9 protein-coding genes are annotated in these 12,371 nt (G+C 73.7%); 1 reads left to right on the top strand and 8 read right to left on the bottom strand.

What is annotated here, in order from left to right:
- Positions 1–84 precede the first annotated feature (84 nt).
- The 4 genes from eno to Q6969_RS07745 form a co-directional block, all read right to left on the bottom strand.
- Positions 85–1,365, bottom strand: a complete 1,281-nt coding sequence (gene eno, locus Q6969_RS07760) for a phosphopyruvate hydratase (protein ID WP_317229917.1) — start codon at positions 1,363–1,365, stop codon at positions 85–87.
- 114 nt (positions 1,366–1,479) lie between these two features.
- Positions 1,480–2,787: a histidine--tRNA ligase gene (gene hisS / locus Q6969_RS07755; protein WP_317229916.1), complete on the bottom strand. Its 1,308-nt coding sequence runs from the start codon at positions 2,785–2,787 to the stop codon at positions 1,480–1,482.
- A 12-nt stretch (positions 2,788–2,799) separates the two neighbouring features.
- Complete coding sequence (locus tag Q6969_RS07750) at positions 2,800–3,444, bottom strand: TetR/AcrR family transcriptional regulator (RefSeq protein ID WP_317229915.1); 645 nt, start codon at positions 3,442–3,444, stop codon at positions 2,800–2,802.
- A 154-nt stretch (positions 3,445–3,598) separates the two neighbouring features.
- Positions 3,599–4,369, bottom strand: coding sequence for a MazG family protein (locus tag Q6969_RS07745; RefSeq protein WP_317229914.1), 771 nt, complete (start codon positions 4,367–4,369; stop codon positions 3,599–3,601).
- Positions 4,370–4,476: 107 nt separating this feature from the next.
- Here Q6969_RS07745 and Q6969_RS07740 point away from each other — a divergent pair, with 107 nt between their 5' ends.
- Complete coding sequence (locus Q6969_RS07740) at positions 4,477–5,706, top strand: Na+/H+ antiporter NhaA (RefSeq protein ID WP_317229913.1); 1,230 nt, start codon at positions 4,477–4,479, stop codon at positions 5,704–5,706.
- 21 nt (positions 5,707–5,727) lie between these two features.
- Here the strand turns inward: Q6969_RS07740 and mfd are convergent, their stop codons facing one another.
- The 4 genes from mfd to Q6969_RS07720 all read right to left on the bottom strand — a co-directional run bounded on the left by mfd (position 5,728) and on the right by Q6969_RS07720 (position 12,202).
- Positions 5,728–9,360: a transcription-repair coupling factor gene (gene mfd / locus Q6969_RS07735; RefSeq protein ID WP_317229912.1), complete on the bottom strand. Its 3,633-nt coding sequence runs from the start codon at positions 9,358–9,360 to the stop codon at positions 5,728–5,730.
- A 76-nt stretch (positions 9,361–9,436) separates the two neighbouring features.
- Positions 9,437–10,024, bottom strand: a complete 588-nt coding sequence (gene pth, locus Q6969_RS07730; RefSeq protein WP_317229911.1) for an aminoacyl-tRNA hydrolase — start codon at positions 10,022–10,024, stop codon at positions 9,437–9,439.
- 151 nt (positions 10,025–10,175) lie between these two features.
- Positions 10,176–10,823 carry a 50S ribosomal protein L25/general stress protein Ctc gene (locus tag Q6969_RS07725; RefSeq protein WP_094116364.1) on the bottom strand — a complete coding sequence of 216 codons (648 nt, stop codon included), beginning with the start codon at positions 10,821–10,823 and terminating at the stop codon, positions 10,176–10,178.
- A 200-nt stretch (positions 10,824–11,023) separates the two neighbouring features.
- Positions 11,024–12,202: a Gfo/Idh/MocA family oxidoreductase gene (locus Q6969_RS07720; protein ID WP_317229918.1), complete on the bottom strand. Its 1,179-nt coding sequence runs from the start codon at positions 12,200–12,202 to the stop codon at positions 11,024–11,026.
- Between the last annotated feature and the right edge of the window lie 169 nt (positions 12,203–12,371).

Below are 12,371 nucleotides of genomic sequence, written 5' to 3'. Positions count from 1 at the left end.
CGGGCCGCGTGGCCCGTCGCCCCGCCGCGTCGTCCGGTGGTGCGCCGAGGGCCCGCCGCCGCGTCGCGGGGCGGGCCGGTCGGATCAGGCCTGGAAGCGCGGGAAGGCGCTGCGGCCGGCGTAGACCGCGGCGGCGCCGAGGTCCTGCTCGATGCGGAGGAGCTGGTTGTACTTCGCGACGCGCTCGCTGCGTGCGGGGGCGCCGGTCTTGATCTGGCCCGCGTCCACCGCGACCGCGAGGTCGGCGATGGTCGTGTCCTCGGTCTCGCCGGAGCGGTGCGAGAGCACGGTCGTGTAGCCGCTGCGCTGGGCGAGGCTGACCGCGTCGAGCGTCTCGGTGAGCGTGCCGATCTGGTTGACCTTCACGAGGATCGAGTTCGCGACGCCGCGCGTGATGCCGTCCGCGAGGCGCTTCGGGTTCGTGACGAACAGGTCGTCGCCGACGATCTGCACCTTCGAGCCGAGCTCCGCGGTGAAGTGGTCGTAGCCGGTCCAGTCGTCCTCGTCCAGCGGGTCCTCGATGGTGATGAGGGGGTAGGACGCGACGAGGTCGGCGAAGTACGACGTCATGTGCGCCGCATCCACCTTCTGGCCCTCGAACGTGTACGCGCCGTCGGAGTGGAACTCGCTGGACGCGACGTCGAGCCCGAGGGCGATCTGCTTGCCGGGGGTGAAGCCGGCGGACTCGATGGCCTCCATGAGGAGGTCGAGCGCGGCGCGGTTGCTGTCGAGGTTCGGGGCGAAGCCGCCCTCGTCGCCGAGGCCGGTCGACAGGCCCTTGGCCTTCAGGAGCGCCTTGAGCGCGTGGTACGTCTCGACGCCCCAGCGCAGGCCCTCCGAGAAGGTGGACGCGCCGACGGGCAGGATCATGAACTCCTGGATGTCGACGTTGGTGTCCGCGTGCGAGCCGCCGTTGATGACGTTGAGCATGGGGACGGGCAGCGTGTGCGCGTTCGGGCCGCCGAGGTAGCGGTACAGCGGCAGCTCGGCCGAGTCGGCCGCGGCCTTCGCGACGGCGAGGGAGACGCCGAGGAGCGCGTTCGCGCCCAGGCGGGACTTGTTCTCGGTGCCGTCGAGCTCGATCATCGTGGCGTCGATGATGCGCTGGTCCGCGGCGTCGAGGTCCTGGATGGCCGGGCCGATCTCGTCGACGACGGCGGCGACGGCCTTCTGGACGCCCTTGCCCAGGTAGCGGCCCGCGTCGCCGTCGCGCAGCTCGTACGCCTCGAACGCGCCGGTGGAGGCGCCGGACGGGACGGCGGCACGCGTGAACGTGCCGTCCTCGAGGAGCACCTCGACCTCGACGGTCGGGTTGCCCCGGGAGTCGAGGATCTCGCGTGCGTTGACTGCTTCGATGGCTGCCACGGAATGGTCTCCTTGCGTTGCGGTGGGGGGGTGTGAAGTCGCGTCCATCCTAGCCGCGGGCCCCTCGCGAGCCGCGGGCGCCGGGATGCGCGCAGGTGTCGCGCAGGTGGCGGATCAGCCGCGCGGGCCGCCGTCGAGCGGGCGCTCCTGCAGGGACGCGGCGCCGGCGGTGCCGGCGTCGACCGCCGCGAACGTGCGGAACCCCTGCAGCCGCAGCGACTCCAGGAGCGGCGCCACGTTCTTCGGGCGCGGCTCGAGCCGCACGCGGCGTCCCGTCGCGACCAGCTCCGCCTTGAGGCGCGCGAGCACGGCGACGGGGGTGCGGCGGTCGTGGACGAGGGCGATCGCGTCGGCGTCCTCCGCGGCGGGCAGGACGGCCAGGTCGACGACCCGCTCGAACCCGATGGAGAAGCCCGCGGCCGGCACGTCCTGGCCGAGGAAGCGCCCGATCATCCCGTCGTAGCGTCCGCCGCCGCCCACGGAGCTGCCGGACGCGGGGTGCGCGATCTCGAAGATGGTGCCCGTGTAGTAGCCCATGCCGCGCACCAGGGTCGGGTCGAAGCGGAGGGTGACGCCGTCGGGGAGGCCGACGAGCGCGTCGGCGAGGGTCTCGAGGTCGGCGACCGCGTCGGGGTCGACGCCCGCGGGGAGGATCGCCGTGATCGCGTCGGCCGTGAGCGGCACGCCGCCGTCGGCGAGCGCGGGCTCGATGCGCGCGAGGATGCCGCCGAGCACGTCCGCCGCGTCCGCCCCGCCCTCGGCGAGCTCGGCGACGACGCCCGCGGCGCCGATCTTGTCGAGCTTGTCGATGCTGATGAGGGCCTGCGCGTGGCGCTCGGGCGCGAAGCCGCAGGAGTCGAGGATGCCGGCGAGGATGCGGCGGTCGTTCACGCGGATCGTGCAGCCCGAGAGGCCGAGGGCGTCCAGGGTCGCCGCGGTCGCGGAGATCAGCTCGACCTCAGCCAGCTGGCCGGGCTCGCCGATGATGTCGATGTCGCACTGCATGAACTGGCGGTACCGGCCCTTCTGCGGGCGCTCCGCGCGCCAGACCGGGGCGGCCTGGATGGCGCGGAAGACGCCCGGGAGCTCGGCGCGGTGCGAGGCGTAGAACCGGGCGAGCGGCACCGTGAGGTCGAACCGGAGCCCGAGGTCGGAGAGCGCGAGCACGTCGCCGGAGTCCGCCGCCGCGTGCAGGTCGTCCCCCGAGAGCCCGCGCTTCAGCACCGAGTAGGCGAGCTTCTCGTTGTCGCCGCCGAGGCCCGCGTGCAGCCGGCCCGACTCCTCGACCACGGGCGTCTCGATCTCGTCGAAGCCGTGGGCCCGGTACGTGCGGCGGATGACGGCGAGCGCCTGCTCGCGTCGGGCCTTCTCGGCGGGCAGGAAGTCGCGCATGCCGCGGGGCGGCGTGATCTGCTGGGGCATCCCCCGATTCTGTCAGGCGGCGGGCGGGCCCTCGGGCGCCCGACCGGCCTCCGCCGCCGCGGCGGCCGCGGCGGCGTCGATCCACGGCTCGATGCGCGGCGTGAACGCGTCGATGAGCGCCTCGAAGCCGCGCAGGGCCCGGTCGCGGTCGCCCGAGATGACGAAGTCGAACTGGAGGCCGTAGGAGCCCGCCTGCAGGAGGTCGGCCGTGTCCACGGCCACGTCCTCCGGCACGCCGTGCGCCAGCATCCAGTCGAGCCCGAAGCGGCGCCACGCGGTGACGCTCGCGATGGCGTGCGGCCGTACGACGCCGTCGCGGGTGCGGAGGAGCGCCGCCTCGAACTCGAGGCGCTGGAAGTCGCGGTTGACGTCCGTGAGGCGCCAGCTCCAGGCCCGGGTCGTCCACTCGCGCAGCTCCCAGGAGGGGATCTCGCGCGGATCGCCGGCCACCATCTCGGACTGGCGCTGGTCGATCGCGTCCATCGCGGCCTCGAGGAGCCGCTCCTTGGAGCCGAAGTGGTAGACGAGCACGAACGTGCTCTCCCCGAGCGCGTCCGCCAGCCCGCGGAAGGTCACGGAGGCCAGCGGGTGCGTGCGCAGGTGGTCGAGGATGTGCGCCAGGAGCTCCTGGCGGCGACGCGGATCCGGAGCTGCCACGCCCCGACCATAACAACCGTGATGGACGGGTGGCGAAGACCCGTACGGTGTGAGCGCCCAGTCTGTCCGCCGTCTCCTTCGGGTGGAGGCGTCGGACGTGGCGGCCCGGGATCGGGTAAATCCCGGGCGACGCCCCCGCGGGCCGGACCTCGCCTCAGGCGCTCCGGCCCGCGCCGGCGGTCCCCGTCGGCTCGTCGTCGCTCCCCAGCCCCGTCTCGGCACCGTGCCCGGCCGCCCCGCCGTCCCCGCGCGCGGGCTCGGCGGCCCGGATCTCCGCGCCGAGCGACCGCAGCGTCGTCCGCAGCGCGCGCTCCGCGTCGAGCCCCCGGCTCCGAGCCGAGACCACCACCGCGAGCAGCAGGCGGCCGAGGTCGTCCTCGTCGTCCACCGGGATGGCCGCGGGCGCGTCCGCCTCCAGGAGCCCGATCCGCTCGGCGCGGCCGAGCAGCTTGTCGGCGAGGGCGAGGGACGGGAGGGACGCCGGGATCCCGTCGAGGACGCTCGTGCGGGCCGACTTCTCGCGGTCCTTCGCCGCGCCCCACACGCGCAGCACCTCCTCCACGGTGTCCGCGCGCTCGTCGCCGAAGACGTGGGGATGGCGGCGCACCATCTTCTCCGTGGCCGTCCGCGCGACGTCGCCGAGGTCGAAGCCCTCGCCCTCCGTGCGCGCGATGTCGGCATGGAAGACGACCTGCAGCAGGACGTCGGCGAGCTCCTCGCGCATGCCGCTCACGTCGTCGGACTCGATGGCCTCGACCAGCTCGTGGCTCTCCTCGAGCAGGTACGGCGCGAGCGAGCGATGCGTCATGCCGCGGTTCCAGACGCAGCCGTCGGGCGCCCGGAGGACGGCCATCGCGGCGGCGAGGTCGCCGACGGCCGCGGCGGCGGGTCCGGAGGGCGCGGAGGGGGACGCGGGCTCGCTCATGCCGTCATCCTCGCATCGGACCGCCGGTAGGCTGGTGTCCGGTGTGCCGGGAAGTCTGGTCGGCGGCGGGCGACCGTCTCCCCCTCCCCCGACCCCGGAAGGCGCACATGACCGCCCTCATCCGCTCCGAGCGCATCGCCGCCGGACTCCTCCTCCTCGCCGCCGTGGTGGGCCTCGTCGTGGCGAACACGCCCGCCGGGCCCGGCCTCATCGCATGGGCCGACGGGCACCTCGCCCTCCCCGCGATCGGCGTCGACCTGTCGCTGCGCCACTGGGTGAGCGACGGCCTGCTCGTCGTCTTCTTCTTCATCGTCGCCGTCGAGCTCAAGCACGAGTTCCTCGCCGGCGGGCTGAACAGCGTCTCCGCCGCGCTCGTCCCGGCCATCGCCGCCGTCGGCGGGGTCGTCGTGCCCGCGGGCGTCTACCTCGCGATCACCGCCGGCAGCGGCTTCGAGCGGGGCTGGCCGGTGCCGACGGCGACCGACATCGCCTTCGCGCTCGGCGTGCTCGCCGTGTTCGGCCGGGGGCTGCCCGCGGCCGTCCGCGTGTTCCTCCTCGCGCTCGCGGTGCTCGACGACCTGATCGCCATCGGGATCATCGCCGTCTTCTTCACGGAGGACCTCGCGGTCGTGCCGCTCGTCGTCGCGGTGGCGGGCGTGGCCCTCTTCGCCGTCGTCGGCCGGCTCGGCGTCGGGCGCACCGGCGCGGCCCGGACAGCCGTGGTGGCCCTGCTCGTCCTCATCGCGCTCGTCACGTGGTGGGCGACGCTCTCCTCCGGGATCCACGCCACCATCGCCGGTGTCGCCCTCGGCTTCGCGCTCCCCCGCCTCTCGGGCCTCCGCGCCGCGCACGCGCTCGAGCCCGCCTCGAACGGCATCGTCCTGCCGCTCTTCGCGTTCTCCGCGGCGCTCGTCGCGATCCCCGCGGTCGGGCTCGCGGAGCTCGCGCCCGCCTTCTGGGGCATCGCTCTCGCGCTCCCGCTCGGGAAGCTCGTCGGCATCACCGCGGGCGGGCTGCTCGGCGCGGCCGTCGCCCGGCGACGCGGATCCGCGGGCGGCCTCGCCCTGCCCGACCTCGTGACCGTGTCGCTGCTCGGCGGCATCGGCTTCACGGTGTCGCTGCTCATGAGCGAGCTGGCGTTCGCGGGCCTCGACGAGGTGCGCGACGAGGGCACCCTCGCGGTGCTCCTCGGCTCGGGCGTCTCCATCGTCGCGGCCGCCGTCACCCTGTCGATCCGCAGCCGCCGTGCCCGCCGCGCCGGGGGCGACGCGGACGCGGACGACGCGACGCGCGACGACTTCCCGGCGCACGTCGACGGCGGACCGGCCCGCGCCTAGGCGCCGGCGCCCGCCGCCGGGTCAGGCCCTCGGCGCGGACTCCTTAGCCGCGGGCGCGGGCTCCACCGTGAACACCGCGTCGAGGAGCTGGCGCACCCAGTCCACGAGCTCGGAGTCCGGCAGCGGCTCGCCGTCGCGCTTCGGCAGCGGCACGGTCACGGCGTTGGTCTGCGCGAACAGGCGGCTCCCCGGGTACATGCGCTGCAGGCGCACCTGCTTGCTGTCGGCGAGGTCGGCCGGCGCGATGCGGAGGTTCGGGCCCATGGCCACGACCTCACTGAGCCCCGCCCGCTGCGCGACGCGACGCAGGCGCGACACCCGCACGAGGTTGTCGACCTCCACGGGCGGCTCGCCGTACCGGTCCGACAGCTCCTCGATGACCCGGTCGATCTGGTCGTCCGACGCCGCGGGCGACGCCGCCGTCGAGAGCTTCTGGTAGGCCTCCAGGCGCAGCCGCTCGCTGTCGACGTACTCCTCCGGGATGTGCGCGTCGACCGGCAGCTCGAGCCGCAGCTCGGTCTGGCCCTCGGCCACGTCGCCCCGGAAGGTCGAGACGGCCTCGCCGATCATGCGGAGGTAGAGGTCGAAGCCGACGCCCTGGATGTGGCCGGACTGCTCGCCGCCCAGGAGGTTGCCCGCGCCGCGGATCTCGAGGTCCTTCAGCGCCACCTGCATGCCGGAGCCGAGCTCGTTGTTGGCCGCGATGGTGGACAGCCGGTCGTGCGCCGTCTCGGACAGCGGCTTGTCGGCGTCGTAGAGGAAGTACGCGTACGCGCGCTCCCGCCCGCGGCCGACGCGCCCGCGCAGCTGGTGCAGCTGGCTGAGGCCGTACTTGTCGGCCCGGTCGATGATGAGCGTGTTCGCGTTGGCGATGTCGAGGCCGGTCTCGATGATGGTGGTCGAGACGAGCACGTCGAACTTCCGCTCCCAGAAGTCCACGATGACCTGCTCCAGCATGGCCTCGCTCATCTTGCCGTGCGCCACGGCGACGCGCGCCTCGGGCACGAGCTCCGCCAGCTCGGACGCGACCCGGTTGATGCTCGAGACGCGGTTGTGCACGAAGAACACCTGGCCCTCGCGGAGGAGCTCCCGGCGGATCGCCGCCGCGATCTGCTTCTCGCTGTTCGGGCCGACGAACGTGAGGATCGGGTGCCGGTCCTCCGGCGGGGTCGCCAGCGTCGACATCTCGCGGATGCCCGTGACCGCCATCTCGAGCGTGCGCGGGATGGGCGTGGCCGACATGGCGAGGATGTCGACGTTGGCCTTCAGCTTCTTCAGCGCGTCCTTGTGCTCGACGCCGAACCGCTGCTCCTCGTCGATGATGACGAGGCCGACGTCCTTGAACGCGATGCTGCCCGTGAGCAGGCGATGCGTGCCGATGACGACGTCGACCGAGCCGTCCTCGAGGCCCTTGATGGTCTCGCGGGACTCCTTGTCGGTCTGGAAGCGGCTGAGCTGGCGCAGGTGGACCGGGAACCCCGCGAAGCGCTCGGAGAACGTCTCGAAGTGCTGCTTCACGAGCAGCGTGGTGGGCACGAGCATGACGACCTGCTTGCCGTCCTGCACCGCCTTGAACGCGGCGCGCACGGCGATCTCGGTCTTGCCGAAGCCGACGTCGCCCGAGACCAGGCGGTCCATGGGGATGGGGCTCTCCATGTCGCGCTTGACCTCGTCGATGACGGTGAGCTGGTCGGGCGTCTCCATGAACGGGAACGCCTCCTCGAGCTCGCGCTGCCAGGGGGTGTCCGGCGGGAACGAGTGCCCGCGCGACGCCATGCGCGCGGAGTAGAGCTTCACGAGCTCGACCGCGATTTCGCGGACGGCCCGGCGCGCCTTGCCCTTGGCCGCCGCCCAGTCGCTGCCGCCCATCTTGCTGAGCGCGGGCTCCTCGCCGCCGACGTACCGGCTGAGGAGGTCGAGCTGGTCGGTGGGCACGAAGAGCTTGTCGCCCGGGTAGCCGCGCTTCGAGGGCGCGTACTCGATGACGAGGTACTCGCGCCGCGTCTTCACCGCGTTGCGTCCGCCGGAGGAGACCTCGCGCTGGGTGAGCTCCACGAAGCGCCCGATGCCGTGCGTGGTGTGCACGACGTGGTCGCCCGGCTTCAGCTGCAGCGGGTCGACGACGTTCTTGCGGCGCGTGGCGAGCTTCTTGACCTGCCGGCTGTCGTACCCGGCGGCCCGGCCGTAGAACTCGCTCTCCGTGAGCAGCGCCAGCTGGATCTCGGGCATCTCGAAGCCCGCGTCGATCGCGGCGCGCAGGAGGTAGGCGATGCCCGCCTCCGGCGCCGCGGGGAACTCCTCGACCACGCGCGCGGGCACGCCGGCCTCGCGGAGGACGGTGTCGGCGCGCTCGACGAGCCCGGAGCCCTGCGCGACGACGCCCACGCTCCACCCCGCCGCGAGGCGCTCGCGCACGTGCTCGACGGCGCCGTCGGCGTTGCCCGCGAAGCTCGGGACCGGATCCGCCTGGATGCGGACGGTCATGACCTCGTCGATGCCCAGGTCCTCCGGGAGCACGTCGGTGGCCTGGAAGCCCGACAGGGTCCACCAGCGGCGCGGGCCGCGGGCGTCGCGCAGGCGCCCGAGGGAGAGGAAGTCGCCGGAGGCGAGGTCGATGGGGGCCTGGGCACCGGCGGTGGCGGCGTTCCAGGCGGCGTCGAGGAACTCGCGGTTCGTGTCGGCGAGGCTCTGCGCCCGGGTGGACACGCGCTCGGGCGAGACGACGGCGATGGCCGCGTCGACCGGGAGGTAGTGGGTGACGGGCACCAGCCGGTCGACGAGCGCGGGCGCGAGGGACTCCATGCCCTCCACCGGGATGCCCTCCGCGATCTTCGCGAGCATCTGCTGCAGGTTCGGGAACTCGTGCTGCATCTCCCGTGCGCGCTGGCGCACGGGGGCGCTCAGCAGCAGCTCGCGGCTCGGCGGGAGCTCCACGGACTCGACCGTCTCCTCGAGGGAGCGCTGGTCGGCGACCGCGAACGGTCGCATCTGGTCGACCTCGTCGCCGAAGAACTCCACGCGCACGGGGTGGTCGGAGACCGGCGGGAAGACGTCGAGGATGCCGCCGCGCACCGCGAACTCGCCGCGGCGCGTGACCATGTCGACGCGCGAGTAGGCGAGGTCGACGAGCCGCACCGCGAGCTCCGACAGGTCGTGGCCGCGGCTGCCGGTGACGAGCTGCACGGGCGCGAGCTCGGTGAGGTTGTCGGCGACGGGCTGCAGCGCGGCGCGCACGGAGGCGACGACGACGAGCGGCCGCACCTGGTCGGCCGGCACCTCGCGGGCGCCCTGGCCGAGCGCGCGGTGCCACTGCTCCATGCGGCGGAGCGCGTGGATCCGCTTGCCGACGATCTCGGCGCTCGGGCTCAGCCGCTCGTGCGGCAGGGTCTCCCACGCCGGGAACTCGAGGATCTCGGCGTCGGGCAGCACCGCGGCGAGGCTGCGGCGCATGCCCTCGGACTCGCGGCCGGTGGCGGTGACGACGAGCAGGCACCCCGGGATGCCGCGCTGGATGCGCTGGCGGAGGAGCCCCGCGAGCAGCGGCCCCTGGAGCCCCTCGGTGAGGGAGAAGTCGGCGTCGCGGGAGGCCGATGCGAGGGCGTCGTCGAACGTGGAGGCGCGCGAGAGCGCCGGGATCAAGCCCTGGAGGATCACCAGATGATCGTACGCGCCGCCACCGACGTGCTCGCCGTCGTCCGCCGAGGGCGGACGGGCGGGAGCGGCGCGTCCGTCAGGACGCGGCGGTGTGGAAGCGCAGCTGCGCGGCGATGAGGCCGTCGGCGGCGATCATCTCGATGGCGTCCGCGGCGTCCTCGAGCACGTTCGGCAGCACCTGCCGCTCGGTGGAGGAGAAGGGCTTCAGCACGAAGTCCGCCGCGTCCTGACGGCCGGGAGGCCGGCCGATGCCGATGCGCACGCGCGTGAAGTCGCCCGTGCCGGCCGAGGAGATGATGTCGCGGATGCCGTTGTGGCCGCCGTGCCCGCCGCCCTGCTTGAGCTTCATGGCGTCGAACGGGATGTCGAGCTCGTCGTGCGCGACCACGAGCTGCGACGCGTCGAGGGAGAAGTACTTGAGGAGGTTCGCGACGGGCCCTCCGGAGAGGTTCATGAACGAGCTGGGCTTCGCGAGGATGAGCTTCGGCCCGCCCGGGACGGGACGGCCCTCCGCGACCTGCGCGTTGGCGCGGTGCGAGCGGAAGGTGGCGCGCATCCGGTCGGCGAGCACGTCGAGGGCCATCTGGCCGACGTTGTGGCGCGTGCCGGCGTACTGCGGGCCCGGGTTGCCGAGCCCGACCACGAGCAGCGTCCGGTCGTCCACGTGCGATCTCCTCGTCGTCGGCCGCATCCGGGGCGGATGCGCGGAGCCCGCCGGCCGCGGCCGGTGTCCCGGACGGCGGCCGACGGGCTCCGTGGTGCTGGTGGTGCGGTGCCGCGCGATGCGGCGGCGCGGCCCGTGGGCCGCGGTGGTGCTACTTGTCGGAGTCGCCCGACTGGTCGCCGGTGGCGCCGTCGTCGGTGACGTCGACCTCGGCGTCGCCCTCGGCCACGACGTCCTCGTCGACCGCGTCGGTCGTGAGGTCGAGCTGGGGCACGGAGACCGCGAGGACGAGCGTCTCGGGGTCGGTGACCAGCGTGGCGCCGGCGGGGAGGTCGACCTGGCCGGCCGAGACCTGCGTGCCGTCCTCGAAGCCCTCGATGGAGACGACGAAGCTCTCCGGGATGTGCGTGGCCTCGACCTCGACCAGGATGGAGGTGTTCTCGATGGTGTGGATCGTGCCCGGGTAGGACTCGCCCTCGACGTGGATCGGGACCTCGACCTCGACGCGCTCGCCCTGGCGGACGACGATGAGGTCGACGTGCTCGATGATCTGGCGGACGGGGTCCTTCTGGACGTCCTTCACCAGCGCGAGCTGCGGCTTGCCGGCGATGTCGAGCGTGATGATCTGGTTCGCCTTGCGGATGATGAGCATGAGCTCGTGGCCCGGCAGCGTGACGTGCTGCGGGTCGGTGCCGTGGCCGTAGATGACCGCGGGGATCTTGCCGATCGCGCGGATCTTGCGGGCCGCGCCCTTGCCGAACTGCGTGCGCAGCTCCGCGGTGAGGTTGTTGTCAACCATGGTGTCGCTCCTAGTGGAGCCCGTGAGGGCTCGCGTCGTGTGGGTGTCGTCTGCTCGAACGCTTGCGCGTGAGGAATGAGGTGCGAGCCCCGTCCACCGCGTCGATAACGGACCGCCGCCGTGCTCGCGCACGGCCCCTGCGATCCCTCGCCGAAGTTCAACCCCCGATGCTACCGGACGGACGGGTCCCCGGTCGACGCCTACGCGGTGGACCCCTCCCGCGCGGTCGGGGCCGCGGCGCCGGGCGCGGGCGGCGTCGACTGCCCGACGCGGAGGCGCAGGCCGTCGTGCACGCCGTCGACGACGTCCTCGAAGGCGACCGGCGTGCCGAGCGTGGCCGAGACGTAGACGCTCACCACGGTCGCCAGCGACAGGAACGCGTCGTCGACGGTCACCCCCGCCGGGCGTCCCGTCCGCAGCGCGTCGGCGATGTCGTCGTACTGCCGGTAGTGGCCCTCGAGGTAGGTGTTGTCCAGGCGCGGGGACCGGGGCAGGTCCGCGTCGTGCAGCTCGAGCTCGGCGTCGTTCCGCACGTCCGCCTGGGCCGGCACGCCGGACTCGGGCGCCGCGTGGAAGTAGGTGAGCGAACCCGCCTCGATGACCGCGGACCCGCGCGTCCCCTGCACCTGCACGCGCGTGTCGAGGCCCGGGTAGCCGGCGGTGGTCGCCTGCAGGGTCGCGAGGGCGCCCGAGGCGAAGCGGATGACGGCGACCGCCACGTCCTCCACCTCGATGCCCGCGTGGGCGAGCAGCGCGGTCTGCGCGTAGACCTCGACCGGACGGCCGAGGTAGGAGACGAGGAGGTCGAGCGTGTGCACGCCCTGGTTCATGAGGGCGCCGCCGCCGTCGAGGTCCCACGTGCCGCGCCAGTGCCCGGAGTCGTAGAAGCCCTGGCTGCGCCACCACGGGGCGCTCGCGACCGCGGAGGTGAGCCGGCCGAGCCGGCCCGAGCGCACGGCGCGGTCGACGACCACGCTCGACGGGTTGAAGCGGTGCTGGCTGATGACGGTGGAGAGGATCCCGCGCCCGGCGGCCGCGCGCGCGAGCTCCGCGATGCGGCGGCCGCGCGCCAGGTCGACGTCGAGCGGCTTCTCGATGACGACGTGCAGGCCCGCGGCGAGCGCCTCCTCGGCGAGGCCGATGTGCAGGCCGCTCGGGGTGCAGATGACGACGAGCTCGGCGGCCTCCGCGCGGACGAGGTCGGCGAGCCGGGCGAAGACGCGGGGGCGCTCGGCGGGCAGCTCGTCGACGACCACGTCGGCGAGCTCCTCCGCGGTGGCGGCGCTCGTGTCGACGAGCGCGGCGACGCGGAAGCCGGGGTGCTCGGCGAGGACGCGCGCGTGGTGCGTGCCGATGACGCCGCAGCCGACGATCGCCACCCGGATGGGCTGGTGGACGGCTGCCGCGGGAGCGCCCTCGTCGGACGGCGCCGTCTCGCCGACGGCCGCGGCGGCGCCCGCGACGGCGCCCGACGGATCCGGCAGCGCGTCGTCGGCGCGCGCGGCGCGGACGAGCGCCGGGACGTCGGCCTCGGGGACCGCGGCGGCG

Source organism: Clavibacter sp. MX14-G9D (assembly GCF_032917815.1).
GTDB classification, from domain to species: domain Bacteria; phylum Actinomycetota; class Actinomycetes; order Actinomycetales; family Microbacteriaceae; genus Clavibacter; species Clavibacter michiganensis_K.
This window is presented reverse-complemented; position numbering and strand designations above follow the sequence as displayed.

What these genes read in the sequence shown, in the direction of transcription:
- Q6969_RS07740 (WP_317229913.1), top strand. Translation starts at nt 4,477, where the DNA reads ATGACCGCCCTCATCCGCTCCGAGCGCATCGCCGCCGGACTCCTCCTC.
- Q6969_RS07725 (WP_094116364.1), bottom strand. Translation starts at nt 10,823, where the DNA reads ATGGTTGACAACAACCTCACCGCGGAGCTGCGCACGCAGTTCGGCAAG.
- hisS (WP_317229916.1), bottom strand. Translation starts at nt 2,787, where the DNA reads ATGCCCCAGCAGATCACGCCGCCCCGCGGCATGCGCGACTTCCTGCCC.
- Q6969_RS07745 (WP_317229914.1), bottom strand. Translation starts at nt 4,369, where the DNA reads ATGAGCGAGCCCGCGTCCCCCTCCGCGCCCTCCGGACCCGCCGCCGCG.